Consider the following 18,648-nt stretch of genomic DNA (forward strand, 5'->3'; position numbering starts at 1 on the left):
GGTTTCTAGCATAAATGGTTGGTGAAACCCGCCCCTACGATGGGCTGTAGGGGCGGGTTTTACCAATAATATTTGAGGCCCGCAAACAATTTATATAAACCCGCCCCCACACAACCGATAATCTAGATTAACCTTTACTGCGCTCGAAATAAGGCTACAATCTGCTAGAAATTAGCTGGTTCGGGCGATAATTCTGATTCCCCAAAATGCGTTGATTCCGAGTCAGCGGGCAACTCATTATCTGCGACAGTAATTTCTAGTTTAAATCCTAACGCTTCCAGCAGTTCTACCAAACTGTAAATTTCCGAACCGCCGCTTTCAGTCAGCATCTTGTCGAGTTTTTCGTGATGTTCTTTTGCTGAATCAGAAAGAGCATTCATCCTGATTTTAGCCTCAATTACCTTTCTGATGGCATTTCTCAGGAGTGCGGGTTCAGGGTCTTTTTCTTCCAAGATAGCCCCGATAAAACCACCAGCGTGTTCGGCATCTTTGAGAGATTCAATTAGGGACTCGCGGTAGCTATCGCTGGTAGGCATTTTCATTTCTTTCATAGTCTGCCGAATACTCCTTCGCTTTGAGAATATCTTGTTCTTGGGTACTTTTATCCCCACTACAGAGCAGAAGCACAATTGTCGCTCCTATTTGTCTAAAATAAATCCGGTAGCCAGGGCCGTAGTTAATCCTGAGTTCGCAGACACCATCTCCGACTGACTTATAATCCCCCAGATTGCCGAGACTAACTCGCTCAAGCCTTGCATCAACCTTAACTTGGGCTTTTCCATCTCGTAGGGCGTAGTACCACTCTAAGAAAGGAATTCTGCCATCCGGTCGGATGGGGAGCATCTCATATTTGTAAAAATACTTCTTCTGGCTCCTTCCTTCTGGCTCCTTCCTTCTGCCTCTTTCCTTCTGCCTCCTGCCTCCTGCCTCCTGCCTCAAAACTCCAATTTCTAGCGGAGGGCTGCAAAGGTGAGATGCTCCCGTCGGATGTAACGTCTAATTTCCCTGGGTTGTACTTCCATGATTTTATCGTACTTGATTAACAATTTGTATAATAGGGCGATCGACAGTGCATTAAGTCGGCAAATCATACTTAAGACAGAGGTATTCGATAGACAAAATAGTAAACCTTGTTTCAGGAAACACAGTTTAAATCAAACAGGGCATTGTGAATGAATTTTAAATCGCTCGCAAAAACCAATCTACTATTCGGCAGCCTGATAATTAGCCTCGGATTGCAATCACTTCCAGCAGCAGCGCAATCAGTCACCGACGCGCAAGTTTCCGCCCTTGTAGAAGCGCTGCGACAAGCCGCCCCGCCACAAGCAGCAAATGACGGAATGTACAGTCAGTGGCAAGTTTTACCCAACAATATTTCCCGCTGGGCAAAATTCTGTACCAAACAAGATTTAACACCCCAACAATTTGAGGCCGACGCCACAAAAGCCAAATCAATTGTTACCTGTATCGTGGGCGATTTGCTGCGCGACGAATACAAAGCTAGCAGCAACAATGAATTAACCGCTGTACGCCGCGCCGCTTGCTGGTGGATGACAGGGGACTCCGCAGCTTGTAAAAGTGGCGCAACTGCTACTTATGCCGATAAAGTTATCAGCGTTTACCAGAAGCAGCGGCCTAAAAAGTAAAGTTTGTGCTGAGGAAATTTAGATTTTTTTGACCGCAGATGGACGCAGATTAACGCAGATGAATGGCGAGGGGTTTCATTCCCCCATCGCCAATTCATCTTCTTTTAAAGTAACTGTTAGCCTAAATCCTAACGCATCCAATAACGCGATCAAAGTGTAAATTTCAGAAGCGCCATTTTCCGAAAGCATTTTATCGAGTTTCTCGTGATGTACTTTAGCTTGCTTTGAAAGATTGTTCCCCAGCAAACCTGCATCAATTACGTCTTGAATTTCGGCCCGCAGCAGTTGAGAATCCGGTGATTCTGCTTCTAAAGCCACACTCAGGTAAGCCGCAGCTTCTGCGGGGTTTTTTAGAGATTCAATTCGTGCATTCAGCCAGCTATCACTGGTTTGCGCTATCGCGTTTTTCATATTCTGCACTTATAGTATAACCCCCACAGAACTAAGGCAAAAAAAATGGTTTATATCAAGTTCAGTTAATTGCTTATAACAATCGGCCGGGCGGGTTTATGAGATTGTCAGTTTTAGGCAATTATTATTGGTGAACCCGCCCCTACAGAAATTATATCTATTTAAGTGAGCCTGATATTACGCGCGAATTATAGCGGTAAGGTACGCACTGTCCACCCTCCATATACTACCAACAAAATTATCGGTAAGTAAGCTGAATTATCCCTTTTCTGCCTGACTTACGATCAACTTTTGCACGCTGGCTAAAGCTCGATTTAATTCATAACTTTTTCTTTCTGAATTCTGCAAAAAAGCCTGCTGTTCTTCCTCAATCATTAACACATCCTGCCGCACCAAACCATCTAATAACTTTTGAGCAGCGCCGAAACAACTATCTTTGATAAACTTGCGAAACCAAACAGGCAATTTGTGCAGCCGCCAAAACGCATTTAATGAGGTAAAATGAATTAAATAAGCACGAGTTGCTGTCTCGCTTACCGGACAAACCAAGCAGTAAATCTTAAAATCGCTTCCCAAAGTTGAAACCCAGTGCGGGTAAATATAGCTCACATCCAGCGGTTCCGGGTGCAGTCGGCGCAAAGATTTAAAAAATAACTGAGAAATTGACCAGATTTTATCTATTTTGTAATAACTTTGTGCCTGATAGCGAGCCGTTACTTGATGCTCGTTTTCTTCTAAAGTATCTAACACAGGATTTGCCCAAGCTTGCCAATCATCGTGCAAGTGTCCGTGGTACATATCCATCAAGTTTTCAATTAAAAATGAATAGTGTGCCTGACAGTCGATGACTGAAACAGTGGCAATATAATTGAGATGTTCCCACTCTGGCAAATCCAGTAAATTAGTTTTTTCTGCTTGCGTTTCGTCGCCGGGAAACAGCCAGATAAAACCGTTTTGTTCCTGGACTGGGTAGGAGCGAATTTTGCAGTTAGGTAGCTTTTGATTTTCTGCTAAATAATCGACTTCGGCGCATTCACCGCTTGCATTTAACCGCCATCCGTGGTAAGCACATTCGATTAAATCGCCTTTAACTCGGCCGTGGCTGAGTTTAACTTGCCGGTGCGGACATCTATCTTCTAAAGCGTTGATTTTGCCTGCACTGTCGCGGAAAAGTACGATCGCCCGATTCCAGATTTTAGCAGCTAGCGGCTGAGTTTGCACCTCGGTGCTGCGGGCGATTGCATACCAGCGATCGAGATTAATACCCAACTCGCGGATGTGAGTTTTTTCTCCCCTTGCAGATTCCGATTTTATCGCGTTGTTTTGCATTACAAATATTCCCAAATTACGCCCATAAAACAACCCAATTTTACAAAATAACAGCCCGGAAAGCAACGACCGTAAATTTTTCTAAATCTCCGTTCTGACAAATACCTATCGCTAGCTAAATGTTTCAACCACCCAGGCGACAATCGAAATTTTAATAATCTTAAAGCATTGCGAAATCCGTAGGTAGAACAGTCGGGCTTAAAATCTCTCGCTGCACCTAATATGTAGCCTATTGTAGCAGGTGTCTCGACTTCGGATATATTATCTAGAAAGACGATTTTTCCGTGCGGATTTAACAATTTTTTAATTGCATGGAGGGCAGCGGGAAGGTTTGGCAGGTGGTGGAAAGTTGCAGAACTAACTATTAAATCAAATTGGCGATCGATCGCTAATTGACTGGCATCCATTTGGATGTATTCGATATTGGGGGCTGAGCGTTTTTGACGGGCGATGTCCAGCATTTTTGCTGATAAATCGACGGCCACTACATTATCGTAATACTGGGCTAATTCAAAAGCAAGAATTCCCGAACCGCAGCCAATATCTAATACTGCACCTTTGCTGGTCGATAGATTTTTAATAAAGAAATCGTTCTGGCTTTGCAAGGTGGCAGCGAAATCGTATTCTGTTGCAAAAGCATCAAACATTACAGATTTATTGCGAATTTTGCAGTTACTCTTCAGCATTTATTATTGCTTTATACTCATTCAATAATATTTTAACCGCAGATCCACCCCCCTCAACGCAGATATTTTTTTTGTTCGCAAGCTCTGCCTTTTATCTTCCGGGAAACCACACCCACAAACCTTAACTCATCTTAACAAAAGAATGTAACTGTAGGAAACCTCCAAACCCTTATTTAATCAGTCATTCTCATTCCTTAAAATCTAAAATCTAAAATCTAAAATCTAAAATCTAAAAAGGTATGACAGGGGGCGGGTTTCACCGAGGATAGCAGCCGATAATTGACGATTTATAAAACCCGCCCCGCTGGAAACCTTAGATTTTTAAGACGCCTTCGGGATTCACGGTCAAGAGCGATCGCCTCTGCAAACCCTCCTGAGAGAAAATAGCATTAGCTGCCAACAAACCGCTGCTAACCGCCCTTTCCATTAAACCGCAAGGAAACGGCATTTTCACCCAATCTCCCGCAAACAAAAGATTCGGAACAGCGCAGCAAGTTTCTGGTCTTTCCGCATAACTACCGGGCGGATATCCAGAGAAATTCTTTTGATTTACCAATTCCCGGTGTAGCATATTTGCCTCTTTTAATTCGGGTACAATTTCGTACAATTCTTGCTCAAAAGTAGCCAGTAAAACTTCCTGGTTCGGAAATTCCTTCTCCTTGTAACAATAAGCGTGCAGTTCCACTACACTACCGCCAGTTTTCTGATTCCACTCGATGAACTGATCCTGAATTTTGTGGTAAAGCGTAATGCTATCAGTCAGTTTATAGCCGGAAAGCGAACTGAAATTGCTGTGTTCCCAGGGAAATTCGCGATCGAACCAAAAACGGCCCACCGCAAACGGATCGGCTATTTTCAAGCTCTCGATCCGGCTGTGCACCTGCGGATTCACCTCACCGGTAGCCAAACTAAACAAATGCTGCATCCCCGGAACATCGGCCGCCAAAACATAATAATCAGCCTTCAATGTTTCTCCCAAATTTTGCGGCTGCGATTGGTTAACCGCTGCTGCTAACTGTATTTCATCGGCTTTTTCATCGACTACCTTAAATCGAGGCAAATCCCGCTGAGCAGGCCCGCTCACAACTCGCCCTTCGGCATCAAAAACTGCCCCGTGACAAGGACAGTGAAATTGACCGTCGTTTTGTTTCTGAACTGTGCAGCCTTGGTGAGTGCAGCTCAGAGAAATTGCCTCTTTTCCCGACGGTGCGGCGGCAAATACGCTGTCCCCAGCGCCGAAATATTCGGTAGAGTTGCTGTCAGTTAACAGCGCGTTTCGCTTCACCCAAAAAGGTATTTTACTTTGCACGTCTCCAGACTGGTAACTCAGAGAATCAATCTTGCCGTTTTCCCAGCGAATTTCACTGACTGCGACATCTGTCAATACTTTGCCGCCTTTGCTTTCAATGGATCTGGCAATAGGCTGCACCAAACTCGTGCCCATATCTTGCCGCGTACCGTTGAAGGCTAAACCCTCTGGATTTCCGAAAAAGTAAAAGTGGAAAAATTGCATTAATTCTCCCGCGCTCAATTCGTCGGGAGCGTTGAGGCTGGACTTGGCAAAAGGCAGAAAATACAAGTCATAAAGCCCGCGCGGAAATTCACCTTTTACCCAGTCTGCAACTGATATATTGTCGAGTCTATCAAAAGTTTTTTGAGTTTGAAAACCGCCTATTTCTCGAAATACTTCCCAGTGAGCGGGTTTTGTCAGATTGATTCCCCACTTGAGCCGATTGGGAGAAGATATCCCCAAGTCAACTATATTCCAGGGAAAAGCTGAATGGTTGGGACGGAAAACTTCGGGTTTGTATTTGCCGTCTCGAAACAGAACGGCGTAGGATTCTAAAGATACAAAGTTATCGGTAATTTCTAGTTCTTCAACCACACTTTTGAGGTTGTAGTATTGCGGAAAAAAACCGTGGAAACCGTGTTCCATCATAAAAGTTTCGTTCCCGACTTGTATCGGCCAACTAGCAATTTTGCCGCCGAGTTGGGGCGATTTGTCCAGCAGCGTCACGGCGAAACCCCGCTGACTGAGTTCGTAAGCACAGGCAAGCCCGGCCAAGCCTGCGCCTACAACTGCAACGGTTTTGCGGTTATTCAGCATTCGCGGCAAGTCAAGAGAATCTTGCACAAAAACGGCGGGCTCTGGCTTGGAAAACCGAGAGTAGCCCAGCAGCCCGCCTGCGGCACCGACTCCGAGGAATTTGAGGGCGGTGCGTCGAGAAACTGGTTGGGATAGCGGTGAATTGGTTGATTGACTCATCAGCGGTACGCGGTAACGGGCTTTAAACACAAATACGCCATAAGGCATATATCATAGACCGAAAGCAGGATATGTGAAGAAATACTAAGACACATTCCTCAGTCCGATCGCGATCGCACCGTGCCAAGTTCGATCGCACACAATGTATAGCGGAAAAAATAAGGCTTTAGTTATCTAGGAGATAACCAAGAATCAAGAAGGAACAAGCGATCGACCCCATAGCGTAAAATCCTCTAAATAATTAAGTGTTTTTATTGATGTTTCTCAACTCTTGACAACCACTGCCAATGATGTTAAAAAACTAGGAGATTTTCAGGCAAAATCTTAGGCAAAAGGCAGTCTCGGCGAATTGTACGAAATAACCGGGCAGATATCCAAGGCAAAACAATTAATCAGTCGAGCTTTAAGTAAGTTGACGCGAAAAAACCCAACTATTTTAAAACAAGTAAATACAGAGAATATATCTACTGAAATCACTCTATATATGGTCGCTCGATTCATGATATTCCTCATTCAACACCAAGACCAAACCCGATTCAAGCTGAGAAGTGCGGATGTGCCGCAAAAATTCAAAAATGCCCGTAGCTAATGCCGGTTAAACTCACATCTTGCACCCTTCTTAAGAACGGGCAAGATGCCCGTTCCACAAAAGATGAATTTTTTGTGGAACAGACCGGAAAGCCTGTTCATAAAAGGATTATTGAGAATGGTGCAACATCTCAGTTAAATGTACCTGGCTGCTATGTAAAAAACAGGACTGACTTGAAGAAACCGGGTTTTTGCGTAAGTCCTGTTTATGCAAAACCCCTGGATAATTTACAAACTTTTACATAAATCGTGCATTTCTTGCTGCGGGGAGTCGGTTGGTGCTGGTATCCACACCCTACGGTAGATATTTGGGGTTGGTCTTGAATGCTAGACTTGTGCCGCGATCGCTAGCCCAGTCAAAATTTCCACCCACATCCCAACTTTTGCCAACTGCTGCCGCCAACGGCGCCTTTAACCGCCCGAAAATCATGCACTACCAATCCCAGCAGCAACGCTTAAAACACACGAATCAGAAAAAAATTAAAAAAGCTATTTTTTACTGTTTGATAGCAATATTTTTCTGCTGGAGCACGGCGAACCTCGCTACCATTGCCCAAAACACAGGCCAGGGCGGGCTTAACGGGCAAGAAATGAGAAATTTGCTTGATCGGGGAAACCTCACCGAAGCCGTAACCCGAATCGAACAAGACTGGGAAGAAGACTATCAAAAATACTTTGAACAAGACTTTGAAACCCGTGCGAAAACCGCCGAAGCAATATCAAAAACTCTCTCCCGCCTAGCAGTTCAAACAAAGAAAAAACCAGCTTTAATTTACGCTATCCCGCGCACCGACCAACTAGAATTAATCTTAATATTACCCGATAGCCCGCCCATTCTCCACAGCGTCCCAGAAGCCAAACAAGAGAAACTGCTCTCAGTAGTTCAAGAATTCGGCAGCGAAATCACCAACCCCGTAAAAATCAACACCACCACCTATCTAGAACCAGCGCAACAACTATACAAATGGATAGTTGCACCCCTAGAAACAGATTTGCAAACAGCAAAAATTGAAACCTTGCTGTTCTGCGTCGGCGCCGGTTTACGAACCGTACCCCTAGCAGCAATGCACGACGGAAAGCAATTTCTCATCCAAAAATACAGCCTCGCCCGCATCCCCGCCTTCAAACTCACAGACATCAATTACGCCGACCTCAGAAACGTGCAAGTCCTAGCAATGGGAGCCTCAGATTTCGCAGAAACAGCGAACAAAGAACCGCTGCCAGCAGTTCCATTAGAACTAGGCGCGATCGCCCGACAGTGGCCCGGTAAATCCTTTCTCAACCAAGACTTCACCATAGTAAACTTGCAATCCCAGCGACTGCAACAAAAATACGGAATCATCCACCTCGCCACCCACGCGGAATTCCGCCCCGGAACCCCAAATAACTCCTACATTCAATTTTGGGACACCCAACTCGGCCTCGATCAAATGAGAGATTTAAAATGGAACAATCCGCCCCTCGAACTATTAGTATTAAGCGCCTGTAGAACCGCCTTGGGAGACAAAGAAGCAGAACTAGGATTTGCAGGTTTAGCGCTGCAATCCGGAGCAAAATCAGCCCTCGCCAGCCTGTGGTACGTCAGCGATGCGGGGACTCTCGCCCTGATGAGTGAGTTTTACCAGCAGTTAAAAATCCGCAGGCCAAAAGACCCTCCCATTATTAAAGCTGAAGCTCTCAGGCAAGCACAAATTGCTGCGATCGAAGGCAAAGTGACGATCGAAGGCGGTCAACTGCGAAGTTCCCGAGGCGAAACTCCCTTGCCCCCGTCCATCCCCAAACTCGACAGCAAAGATTTATCCCATCCGTATTATTGGGCAGCATTCAGCATTATCGGCAGTCCTTGGTGAATTCTGATTGAAAATGGCTAAGTTAAAATAATGTTATCTTTCCTCTAATGCAACCATTCTCCGATCGCATATGACCGAAGCCGCCACGATCAACACTCAACTCATCGATACCCTCACCCAAATTATCCTCGCTCTCACCGAGGAAGAGCGCCACATCCTCATCCATAAACTTCTAACTCCAAATCAAACTTCAGACACTACAAAAGCCGATCGAGAAACTCTTAAGCAGGAAATAGCGATCGGTGTAGAACAGCTTCAGACAGGACAATATACAGAGTACGATGACAATTCTCTGCCGAATCTTCTCCTCACTATCAAACAACGCGGACAACACGAGTAAGTGCCCGTGAATCGCTATCGCCTTTCCCAGCAAGCGGAAAAAGATTTAGAAGATCGCAGCTATTTTATCTCAAATCAATGCTGGGACTGCCTGCTCACGGATTGCGATTTGCCAGTTTTTTTATGAACCTACGAATTTTACCGATCGCATCGGTTTGGATTCCCCATACAATGCCAGCTAAAGGAATGACACAGATAACTCCTACCAACAAATGAAAGACTATAGGAGAGAAACTGGTAACAAGATAACTAAGAGATTCAGGCTTAGAGGATGCCGGAAATTGCGCTGGAAAAAGCTGAGTCAAGATGGTCTTAGCAGGTTCGTTAGCCACTTGAGAAGAAATTCCGCTGACGGCTAAACCCGTACTGGCAACGGTAATTAATAGCTCTAATCTTTGTTGGCGTTTTTGAGCAGTTGATTCGGCAGCGCGATCGCTTTCGGCTTGTTCTGTTTCTACCACACCTCGAATTGTATCAACCATCTGCCCAAATAAATCTTGACCTGGAGAAAGGTAGTCGAGATCGATTTGGATTTGATTTTGCCATTGGTTGCAGGTGCGATCGAGAAAATCTTGCCAAAATTGGGGAACATCGCCAATTGCCTTGATGTTTTTTAGGTAAGTTTCGTAGTTTTTGGTGTTAGTAGTAATTGCGGTTTGGTGTGCTTTGATGTCTCCCAAGCAGCGATTATAATCAAGAGCATTTAATGGCAATTATGTCAATATTTTTTTGAGGGTTTCTAGGCGCGTTTTTGGGTCAGCAATTTGGGTGGGAAACTCTCGCACTTGTCGATCTAGTTTGGCGTATAGTTCTCTTGCTTGCGGATACCTTTCCCTAGCTTGGTGATTGATATAGAGGATTTTATGGCGACATAACATCAAATTTCGCAGCCAGTCGTAGGCTTGTCCTGCCCATGTTAGCGTGTCGGCTTGACTGTTGTTCAACGATATTAGAATTTGACATTGTTTCGCCGGATTTTGGGGGTCGTCGGGGTCGATTGTTTTGTATTCAAACAAGAAACTGCCCAAGAGTTTGTCTTTACCCACTTCAATTGGATTTAAATTGGTTCCAGCTAGCAATGCTACTGCAATTTTTTCAGCTAGTTGCTGACAATTTTCGCTGGCATCTACTTCTCCATAAATCCAGATTGTTTGTCCGAGAGAGGCTTGAATTGAGGTGGGTAATAAGCTAGCGGGTTTAAAAAGTTTCAGTTGGGGTACGTCAATTGAAATCTGGGGCGATTCTGGGGACAAAGTGAGGTCAACCGCGTAGGTATCGTGAAGCCCGAAAGGTTGAAGATTGCCTTTGATTTTGAAGCCTTCTGTGGTGGGGAAAGTGCCTAAATCGATGCTGCTACCAGAATCGGTCAGCCATTCCGTTTGTCGTCCTTGTTCGCGCTGGGGTTCGTAGTTGCCATTTTGGTAACAAATCAGCTTTAAATGTAAATCCTTTAAAGCTGAAAATGGTAGAGTTACTGCACCTAATTGGGCTAGATTTTCCCACAAAAGTTTGGCTTCGGGGTCAACTTCATTGGGAGCATCGGTGAGGGTGTGGCGCAGATGAAAGGCATAGAGGCTGATGGTGAAATTTTTCACGGTTGTTGTTGGGTTTTAATCATTAAGACTCGAAGAAACCGGGTTGTTGACCGTTATCAGATCGATCGGTGGTGTTGCCATAGCCCGCCCGGAAATCAATTTCCGGGCTAATAGTTATGACCCGGCGGTTGAAACCGCTGCTACACAGACAAAATCGGCCTGCGCCGATTAAAGAATAAAAGGGGTATGATACCCGGACTTGGTATCAGTCCACTTCAGTGGACTTTCGCTATTAGCCAGGGATTTAAATCCCTGGCGGACTTTCGGGATGGCGAGCTAATCCTTGGCTGGCTAATATAGATTTCATGGGTTTTTCATGGGTTGGGTTTCGTACCTCAACCCAACCTACGATTTTACAAATTTGATGGTGAAATTTTTCATGGTTGTTGTGGCTGGGTTGGTGGAGAATTCAATAAGGGAGAGTTCTTTTTAATCGCATTTTCCAGCATTTCTTTGGAAGATTCACTAGGTCGATCGGGGGGGGTAGGAGATTTGGTATTACCAGGCCCTAAAATTTTGTTTGGGTCAAGATAAATTGAAGGGGCGAGTTCTTTTCGCCGCTGCCGGTAAGCTTCTCGAATCTGACTGCGAGATTCTGGTTTCAACCAATTTTGAATTCTTTCGGAAATTTCCTCTGCATCTTCTGGGAGATTACTAGCTAGTTGATTCAACTCATCCCAATCTTGGAGTGGAATCAAGTCAGGCTTGGATTCTAGGACGTAAATAAAAGCGTTGATGCTATTTTTATAGACAGACATTAACTACACTCCTTTTCCTATGGTACAAAAAGCTGCCCAATAATAAGGCTGCTCGAACGGTTTTACAGTTGCTCGCTTTTCGGCTGGAGTTTGATTGAAGCGTTCAATCAGTAATTCCTGCCAATCTTCACTTAGTTGCGAGTTACCAAGCCAAGTTAGAAATCCTTGTACGGTTGTATCCCGCAACCAGCGTTGGGTGGTATTGAGCGCTAAGGCGATATTAGTTTGTTGCTGGAGTTCTTCATAGAATTTAATCATCAAGAAGGCAGTGGCAACACTACTGACAGTCCAGAGGCTACTGACGACATTGGTACTGCCAGCTAATAAAAAACCATTGGGTAAGCCAATGTATTCATCGCTCATGTTATCGAAATCGATTAAACCTGTTTCGCAGGCAGAAAGGGTGACGAGGCGACAGGTTTTGAGGTCAAAGTGTTCGATAATTTCTGCTAAAGTTAGGGTTTCATCGGCTAACTGCAACCCAGAATCTAGAGGAGAATTAAAGTTGAAGTAACCGTGACAGAAGAAAAAGGCGCTGTGAGATGCTAGCAGTTTTTCGTGAATGGTTGTGGTATTTGTGTTTTCATCGATATTCAGGATTGCTGATTTTTTGGCTTGGGATTGCTTCAGAATACAAGGAGAATCGGGAAACTGTTTTTTGATGGCTGCGACAGCACCTAAATCTTGTTCGTATAAGTCTTCTGTGGGGGTTTGAATGGCAAACAGGCGTTCAAATTTAGGGCGTTGCTGTTGTTGCAATTGTTGGAGAAGTTGGCAACTGGGGGCGTAGCGAACACCATTGTTAAAGCAGTCTAGCAGATAGGGATGGCTGGGAGGTGGGCTGGATTTTTGATGGAAGTGCTGCCAGATTTCTGGACTGACTGGCAAACTATGGAGGGGTAATAGGTGCAAGTAGAGATGGGGAATAAAAATTAACTGGTTAATTGTGCCTGGGAGTTGAGCGAGAATCTCGTTAATATGCAAAATTTCAGCTAAGTTTTGCAGGCGCGAATTTAAGCTATCTTGCCATTGGTTTTGCAGTTCTTGTTGTTCTGCTGATTCGGGTTCTGCTTGTTTGATTGCGATGTAGGCTTGTAGATACTCATCGCCCCAATTTTCTAAATTTTTAAGGTCGAGTGGAGAGGATTTCCAAATAATAGAATTATTTTGGGTGATGATGAAGGCGCGGAAACAATTTTCAAAGATATACCATTGGGTAATGGCGGTATTGTCGTCGAGGAAATGTTGGATTTGGTGAAAGCAGATGGGTTCAAATGGGTAAAGTTCGTTGTACCGCTGGCGAAGTTTGTTGATCTGGGTGTAGTCGGGTTGGGAATCGGTGAGGAGGCGACGTTTTTCTACGTCAATTTCCCGTCGTAGTTGTTGCATTTCTTGGCGCTGATTAGCGGGTATTTTACCTTGAGGATAGAGGTGGCGAGTGGCAAGGAGTTCGACTAAGTTGCGGGTTTTGCTTCTGTCACTGTATTCAATCGCTTGGTCATCATAACCAAACTCCAGGCAAGTTTCTATCATACAACGATACAGCTTATTCCATTCTTCTGCTTGCTTGCGTTTGCTTTCATCGCCCGAAATAATTTCGTCTCGCAATGCTTCCACAATTTCAATGGCTTTGACGAAGGTATTGTAGGCAGAAAGAAACTGCTTTTCATTGTAGTAAAGCAAAGCCAAGTTCGCTAAGGTTATTGCATTATCTTGGGGAAAAGCCTCACGGGTTCTAATAGTGAGTGCCAGATTGTAAGCAACGATCGCCTGTTCTAAATTCTTGGGTTTCTCTCCTAGTATTCTGTTACGGTAGGCTTCCCCCAGATTATTTTGCGTCCTTGCCCAATCAACAGGAAAAGCCTCGTAAGTATAAATAGTCAGTGCCCGATTGTAAGCACCGATAGCCTGTTCCATATTCTCGGCTTTTTCTCCTAGTATTCTGTAAAGGTAGGCAACCCCCAAACCAATTTGCGTCCTTGCCCAATCAACAGGAAAAGCCTCGTGAGTTAATACTGTGAGTGCCAGATTGTAAGTAGCGATCGCCTGTTCGATATTCTCAGCTTTCTCTCCTAGTATTCTGTAAAGGTAGGCGGCCCCCAGATTAATTTGCGTTCTTGCCCGTTCCACAGGAAAAGCCTCACGGGTATAAACCGTAAGTGCCCGATTGTAAGCAGTGATCGCCTGTTCCAGATTATCGTTTTTCCCTCCTAGTATTCTGTTACTGTAGGCACTGCCCAGATTATTTTGCGTCGTTGCCCAACTAACAGGAAAAGCCTCGCGAGTTCTAACGATGAGTGCCAGATTGCAAGCAGCGATCGCCTGTTCGATATTCTCAGCTTTTTCTCCGATTATTCTGTCAAGGCAGGCAGCCGCCAGATTATTTTGCGTCATTGCCCAATCAACTGAAAAAGCCTCGTAAGTGTAAATAGTCAGTACCCGATAGTAAGTAGCGATTGCCTGTTCGATATTCTCAGCTTTCTTTCCTAGTATTCTATTGCGGTAGGCAGCCCCCAGATTAATTTGTATCTTTGCCCAATCAACTGGAAAAGCCTGGTGGGTTAATACAGTGAGTGCTAGATTGCAAGCAACTATCGCCTGTTCGATATTCTCAGCTTTTTCTCCGATTATTCTGTCAATGTAGGCAGCGGCCAGATTATTTTGCGTCCTTGCCCAATCAATTGGAAAAGCATCGTAAGTGTAAATAGTCAGTGCCAGATTGTAAGCAGCGATTGCCTGTTCGATATTCTCCGCTTTCTCTCCTAGTATTCTGTTAATGTAGAGATTTCCCAAACCACTTTGCCTGCTTGCCCAATCAATAGGAATAGTCTCGCGGTTTAATACAGTGAGTGCCCGATTGTAAGCAGCGATCGCCTGTTCTTGATTGGAGTCTTTCTCTCCGATTATTCTGTTATTGTAGGCATTCCCCAGATTATGTTGCGTCATTGCCCATTCAACAGGAAAATCCTCGCTGGTTAATACAGTGAGTGCCCGATCGTAAGCAGCGATTGCCTGTTCGATATTCTCAGCTTTCTCTCCTAGTATTCTGTTACTGTAGGTAGTCCCCAGATTATGTTGCGTCATTGCCCAATCAACAGGAAAAGCCTCGCGGGTGTAAATAGTCAGTGCCAGATTGTAAGCGGCGATCGCTATTTCCATATTGCTGGCTTTGTTTCCCAATGGGAATTGCTGAATCAGATCGCTAAAATCGACAATAACTACCGCAATAGATTGTGCTGTATCTGCTGCTAATTCTGTCGATTTCGTGCTTGCCCTGCGCCACAATATTTCTGCTGAAATTAGATTCAGTTTATCTGTATTAAGTAATTGGACAGAATTAATTACACACTGATTTTTTGCTGATTCTTTACTAGACAAGGCTTGTAGCCCAAATTTTTGTGTGATTAATTGTGTCCTACTACTTAGCTGCTAGTAATGGGTAAACAACCTGCGCGTCGCCGTTGCTTTCTCGTATTGCTTGCAGCACTTGTAATAAAAATTGCCAATAAATCTGAAAATTCGACTCACTGAGAGATTCTAAGTTCTGTTCTCGCTCAACTGGCGATGATAAATTCAACGCTTCTACCAGTTGATTTGCCAGATTTATCAACCAATTGGCTGTATTTTCATCTCCCTCCTGCCAATACATTTGGGCTACTGCTTCCAGCCTCTGCAAAAAGCCAGCATCGAGTAATTCTTGGTTGGCTGTTAAAATCTGTTCTATTTCTTCCCAACTGGGGCAATTCAGCAGTTGTTGAATAAGGTTGAGATAGGCTTCCTGGCGCTCTTGGTTCATCAGGGGGCGGGTATCGATCGATACGTTTCTACTGTGACTACAGTGGCATTACTTTATTTTACAGACAAATCATAAGAAACCAGCCCGCGTCTTGGTGGGATAGACTTACTTACGTCATCCTAGCTATTGGCGATCGATCGTAAACAAGATTTATTGTCGATCGCGGTTGAAAAAAGTCAAATCGAGCGATCCTCTTCGAGGGCTGCGCTAACGTCGTCAACCAAATTTCAGATGTTTGGCAGCCTTTTTCACCACCAAGACGCGGGCTGACCATATTGAGCCCGTTTGCGTTGGCGAAGCCCTCGAAGAGGATCGTAGTCACGTTCGTTCCCAACTCTACCGGGACTGACTACCCCAAGTTGCCGGAAGAACCCTTCACAGAAAAATGGTATAAGTGCTTAATGTTCTGGTATCGTAAAGCTGAGATAAGTTTAACTAAGTTTTCTAGAGCAGTAGTGATAAACTGTACAAAATATAGTAATTCAACGCCTGTAGCTGTCAAAAAACCACCTACCGCAAACCTTTCAGCAACATAGCGGGGGTCTTCGAGAGAAAAGAAAGATGAAAAAATTAGAATTTTTGCTACAGAAAGAAGGCGATCGCGCCTGGTTGCCCCTAGAAACCTCCGACGTGGAAATTCTAGAAGGTAAATACCGCGTGGTTGCTCGCATTCAGCATCCCAACACTGACATCGAAATTCGCGTTACCCATACCTCCTTCGACCCAGGGGCGCAGCGGAAAGTCCAAAGCCGATCGGCCCGCACCAACCCCGAAGGATTAGTCGTGATCATTCCCTACACCAGGCTCAAACCCGGACTGTGGGAACTCTCCTGCTTGCCAGATCCCAAATCAACACCATTAAAACCTTGGCAGTACGGCGTTCAGTTAGAAGTATTGCCCGCAGAATCGGAAACCTCCGAACCCCTACCGCCGATCGACCTCGAACCCGCTGCTTCCACCGCAGCCCCACAAATAGCAGCACCGATCGATCGCCCAGCCCCACAAATCGCAGCACCGGTCGATCGCCCAGCCCCACAAATCCCAGCAGCCGCTGAGGCACCGCAGCAGACCAAAATCTACCAATTCCCCATTCCCCAAACCCCCGAACCCAAACCGGGCGTCCAACTCGAACTCGTCCTCGATCGAGAAACCTTCGTCACCCAACTCGGTCGCCCCTTAATCATTTCCGGCAAAATCGACATTCCCCAACACCCCCAACAAAGCAGAAAAACAGCAACTCTCATCCCCGAATCCGAAGCGCTAGAACTCAAACAACTCATCGGTTCAGCACAACTGCAAATTTACCTGCGCGACCCCCAAACCTCAAAAATTCTCGCAGAAATCCAGCAGCCGATGCCAGAACAAGTTCCCCCCTGCATCTTTGCCTGCGTCACCTACATCCCAACCGAGTGCAAAAGCCGCCTAATTTTAGGAGAAGCAATTCTCAGCAGCGGCGGCGTCACCCTAGCCACCAAACTATTCACAATTACAGCCCGTTTAGAGCACCTTCTACAGGAAATTAAAGACAATTTCATCGAAGAAAAGCATCAAGCCGAACCCTCCCCAACAGCCTCAAAACCGTCTGGAAGCGCCAAAAATATATCCTTCCTCAAGCTAGTAGAAAAATCCTTAGACCCTCCCTCCCCCGCCGAAGTCCCAAGCAAGGAAGCCCTACCCCCTCTACTGGCTTCGCGTCACACCCCAAGTGCAGGCGGTCTAGAATTGCCCGCATTCGGTAACAAACTGCCCGACAGCAGCCGATCGCAATTGCTCTCGGAAATATCCAATTCGCCTCAAACTGCCGCAGAGTCGATCGACCCACAAACCAAACCTTTAGACCTCCCAAATCCCTCTCAAACAGCCGAAATCGGAGCGATCGACCAAAAACACGAAAACAGCCCCCAACCAGAAACAACAGCCCCAGAAACCCCGCCAGCACCCACAAAACAGGCATTTCAGACCTTAAACGTCGAAAGTCGATTTTGGTCGCGACTGAGCTCCCTAGCCAGCAACGGCGAATCCCCCGACTGGCTGAAAGCAACCACCCTGTCACCAAATCCAACAGCCGCCACCAATAGCAGCGACGAAATTGCCGTTGTGGAAGAAAGCAGCCCAACCCAGCAGCAACCCGAAACCAGCGAAACAATTTCCGATCCCAAATCTACTAGCCCGGAAGCCAGAGAATTTGTGGTTTTTGACGAACCCCCGCAGCCGAAACAAGTTGCTCAAAAAACCGCAACTGTCGCAGCCGAAGTAACTCCCCCAACTCCCTACGTTTTGCCAGAAGACGAATTAGTACCGATGCCCATTTTGGAATTGCCGCGTGCCGAAATCATCGCGGGCCAGGCTGTAAAAGTGCAAGTGCAACTCCCGGAATTAATGCCCCGGATTTATGTAAAAGTTTGGGTGTACGATCGGCAAACCTACCTGATTCTCGACGGCCCGCGCTGGATTACCGAATTTAAAGCTAACGGGTTTGGAAATGTTAGAGCAAGTGTCGAGTTAGAGATTCCCTACGGCTGCATGGAAGTCGAATTTGAGGCGATCGCCGTCGAAATGCAAACTCAGCGCGAAAGCCACAAAATAAGCGTTCACCGCCAAGTTTTACCTCCAGCCGGGCCAAGTTTACCCCTCGAAGGGTAAGGCCAAATCCGCGTGCATCCCCGTTCATCCACTGACATCTGCGGTTAAAAAATCCTACTTACTTCCGGGCCAACTGCCGAAACTTCTTCCTAAACTTATAGGACTTACGCATTGACAAAATAACCCAACAGTGAATTGATAAATAATTGTCGTCTACTTTCTAGGTATCGGACAATGAGAAAAATAACTAAACCCTCTACGGCACAATGCAATATAGACCTTTACACCTCCTGCATTGTTGTCAGAACCCAAGTGGGGAGGATGTAGCAGATTATCAGAGATACAGGCAGATGTTTCTCACGATCCTATCAATCGCTTTTTGTTAAGAGAAAGGTATGAGCCGAAAGACTTATTCAGCGAGATTGAGAAAATAATCAACTTGACAGGAGCGATACTAAGTGTAGACGATACAGTCATAGAAAAGATTTACAGCGACCCTAAAAATGCCGAAGTGATTAGTTATTTTTGGTCAGGAAAAGCTCATAAAACTATTATTGGTTTAAATTTAATCACCCTATATTACAGCGATATTAATGGTAAGTCAGTCCCAATAGATTATAGAATTTATGATAAAAAGAAGGGAAAAACCCCAAACGATTACTTGAGAGAAATGGTGAGTGAAATAATAAACTGGGGAGTCAAGCCAAAAATAGTAACAGGAGATATATAGCCTTTCTCGGAAAGATGAGGTATAATGTTACTGACACTCACTCAGGAGGATAAAGCAGAGAATATCAGAGC

The 18,648-nt window shown here is 45.2% G+C and carries 16 protein-coding genes and 1 pseudogene; 5 read left to right on the forward strand and 12 right to left on the reverse strand.

The features are described from left to right. Positions 1-164: 164 nt before the first annotated feature. Together QUA16_RS29780 and QUA16_RS29785 are read right to left on the reverse strand one after the other, a co-directional pair. Positions 165-536, reverse strand: a complete 372-nt coding sequence (locus QUA16_RS29780; protein ID WP_333107776.1) for a transcriptional regulator — start codon at positions 534-536, stop codon at positions 165-167. Then, entirely contained in the window at positions 520-843 is a 324-nt protein-coding gene (locus QUA16_RS29785; RefSeq protein WP_333107791.1) for a type II toxin-antitoxin system RelE/ParE family toxin, read from the reverse strand. The genes QUA16_RS29780 and QUA16_RS29785 overlap by 17 nt, the downstream gene beginning before the upstream one ends. A gap of 329 nt (positions 844-1,172) precedes the next feature. Between QUA16_RS29785 and QUA16_RS29790 the strand changes: the two genes are divergently transcribed. Next, positions 1,173-1,646, forward strand: coding sequence for a hypothetical protein (locus QUA16_RS29790; RefSeq protein ID WP_333107777.1), 474 nt, complete (start codon positions 1,173-1,175; stop codon positions 1,644-1,646). A gap of 75 nt (positions 1,647-1,721) precedes the next feature. Here QUA16_RS29790 and QUA16_RS29795 read toward each other — a convergent pair whose 3' ends face one another. The 4 genes from QUA16_RS29795 to QUA16_RS29810 all read right to left on the reverse strand — a co-directional run bounded on the left by QUA16_RS29795 (position 1,722) and on the right by QUA16_RS29810 (position 6,386). Further along, positions 1,722-2,057: a transcriptional regulator gene (locus QUA16_RS29795; RefSeq protein WP_333107778.1), complete on the reverse strand. Its 336-nt coding sequence runs from the start codon at positions 2,055-2,057 to the stop codon at positions 1,722-1,724. Positions 2,058-2,315: 258 nt separating this feature from the next. Continuing rightward, positions 2,316-3,386 (reverse strand): aromatic ring-hydroxylating dioxygenase subunit alpha, encoded by a 1,071-nt coding sequence (locus tag QUA16_RS29800; RefSeq protein ID WP_333107779.1) that lies wholly within the window; start codon positions 3,384-3,386, stop codon positions 2,316-2,318. Further along, a complete protein-coding gene (locus tag QUA16_RS29805) occupies positions 3,386-4,072 on the reverse strand; it encodes a class I SAM-dependent methyltransferase (protein ID WP_333107780.1) in 687 nt (228 codons plus the stop codon). Before QUA16_RS29805 ends, QUA16_RS29800 begins: the two co-directional genes overlap by 1 nt. Before the next feature lie 313 nt (positions 4,073-4,385). Continuing rightward, entirely contained in the window at positions 4,386-6,386 is a 2,001-nt protein-coding gene (locus QUA16_RS29810; protein ID WP_445252153.1) for an FAD-dependent oxidoreductase, read from the reverse strand. Positions 6,387-7,204: 818 nt separating this feature from the next. On the opposite strand from QUA16_RS29810, the gene QUA16_RS29815 reads away from it, so the two are divergent. Then, complete coding sequence (locus QUA16_RS29815; RefSeq protein WP_333107781.1) at positions 7,205-8,776, forward strand: CHAT domain-containing protein; 1,572 nt, start codon at positions 7,205-7,207, stop codon at positions 8,774-8,776. Between the two features lie 70 nt (positions 8,777-8,846). Next, positions 8,847-9,116 carry a hypothetical protein gene (locus QUA16_RS29820; protein ID WP_333107782.1) on the forward strand — a complete coding sequence of 90 codons (270 nt, stop codon included), beginning with the start codon at positions 8,847-8,849 and terminating at the stop codon, positions 9,114-9,116. A gap of 94 nt (positions 9,117-9,210) precedes the next feature. Here QUA16_RS29820 and QUA16_RS29825 read toward each other — a convergent pair whose 3' ends face one another. The 6 genes from QUA16_RS29825 to QUA16_RS29850 form a co-directional block, all read right to left on the reverse strand. Then, positions 9,211-9,828: a hypothetical protein gene (locus QUA16_RS29825; protein ID WP_333107783.1), complete on the reverse strand. Its 618-nt coding sequence runs from the start codon at positions 9,826-9,828 to the stop codon at positions 9,211-9,213. Beyond that, positions 9,829-10,710: a hypothetical protein gene (locus QUA16_RS29830; RefSeq protein ID WP_333107784.1), complete on the reverse strand. Its 882-nt coding sequence runs from the start codon at positions 10,708-10,710 to the stop codon at positions 9,829-9,831. A 377-nt stretch (positions 10,711-11,087) separates the two neighbouring features. Then, positions 11,088-11,468 carry a hypothetical protein gene (locus QUA16_RS29835; RefSeq protein WP_333107786.1) on the reverse strand — a complete coding sequence of 127 codons (381 nt, stop codon included), beginning with the start codon at positions 11,466-11,468 and terminating at the stop codon, positions 11,088-11,090. A gap of 3 nt (positions 11,469-11,471) precedes the next feature. Then, positions 11,472-14,753: a CHAT domain-containing protein gene (locus tag QUA16_RS29840; RefSeq protein WP_333181564.1), complete on the reverse strand. Its 3,282-nt coding sequence runs from the start codon at positions 14,751-14,753 to the stop codon at positions 11,472-11,474. A gap of 133 nt (positions 14,754-14,886) precedes the next feature. Then, positions 14,887-15,264, reverse strand: a complete 378-nt coding sequence (locus tag QUA16_RS29845; RefSeq protein ID WP_333107788.1) for a hypothetical protein — start codon at positions 15,262-15,264, stop codon at positions 14,887-14,889. Between the two features lie 109 nt (positions 15,265-15,373). Beyond that, positions 15,374-15,586 (reverse strand): hypothetical protein, encoded by a 213-nt coding sequence (locus tag QUA16_RS29850; protein ID WP_333107789.1) that lies wholly within the window; start codon positions 15,584-15,586, stop codon positions 15,374-15,376. A gap of 239 nt (positions 15,587-15,825) precedes the next feature. On the opposite strand from QUA16_RS29850, the gene QUA16_RS29855 reads away from it, so the two are divergent. Together QUA16_RS29855 and QUA16_RS29860 are read left to right on the forward strand one after the other, a co-directional pair. Next, positions 15,826-17,907 carry a hypothetical protein gene (locus QUA16_RS29855; protein WP_333107790.1) on the forward strand — a complete coding sequence of 694 codons (2,082 nt, stop codon included), beginning with the start codon at positions 15,826-15,828 and terminating at the stop codon, positions 17,905-17,907. A gap of 174 nt (positions 17,908-18,081) precedes the next feature. After that, positions 18,082-18,571, forward strand: a pseudogene (locus tag QUA16_RS29860) (hypothetical protein); the annotation flags it as partial. Between the last annotated feature and the right edge of the window lie 77 nt (positions 18,572-18,648).

This window comes from Microcoleus sp. S13_C3 (assembly GCF_036700905.1).
Taxonomy (GTDB): domain Bacteria; phylum Cyanobacteriota; class Cyanobacteriia; order Cyanobacteriales; family Microcoleaceae; genus Microcoleus.

Bases quoted from the DNA above. Each gene is read 5' to 3' on its own strand.
- QUA16_RS29780 (WP_333107776.1), bottom strand. From the start codon at position 536: ATGCCTACCAGCGATAGCTACCGCGAGTCCCTAATTGAATCTCTCAAA.
- QUA16_RS29785 (WP_333107791.1), bottom strand. From the start codon at position 843: ATGCTCCCCATCCGACCGGATGGCAGAATTCCTTTCTTAGAGTGGTAC.
- QUA16_RS29790 (WP_333107777.1), top strand. From the start codon at position 1,173: ATGAATTTTAAATCGCTCGCAAAAACCAATCTACTATTCGGCAGCCTG.
- QUA16_RS29795 (WP_333107778.1), bottom strand. From the start codon at position 2,057: ATGAAAAACGCGATAGCGCAAACCAGTGATAGCTGGCTGAATGCACGA.
- QUA16_RS29800 (WP_333107779.1), bottom strand. From the start codon at position 3,386: ATGCAAAACAACGCGATAAAATCGGAATCTGCAAGGGGAGAAAAAACT.
- QUA16_RS29805 (WP_333107780.1), bottom strand. From the start codon at position 4,072: ATGCTGAAGAGTAACTGCAAAATTCGCAATAAATCTGTAATGTTTGAT.
- QUA16_RS29810 (WP_445252153.1), bottom strand. From the start codon at position 6,386: ATGCCTTATGGCGTATTTGTGTTTAAAGCCCGTTACCGCGTACCGCTG.
- QUA16_RS29820 (WP_333107782.1), top strand. From the start codon at position 8,847: ATGACCGAAGCCGCCACGATCAACACTCAACTCATCGATACCCTCACC.
- QUA16_RS29835 (WP_333107786.1), bottom strand. From the start codon at position 11,468: ATGTCTGTCTATAAAAATAGCATCAACGCTTTTATTTACGTCCTAGAA.
- QUA16_RS29845 (WP_333107788.1), bottom strand. From the start codon at position 15,264: ATGAACCAAGAGCGCCAGGAAGCCTATCTCAACCTTATTCAACAACTG.
- QUA16_RS29855 (WP_333107790.1), top strand. From the start codon at position 15,826: ATGAAAAAATTAGAATTTTTGCTACAGAAAGAAGGCGATCGCGCCTGG.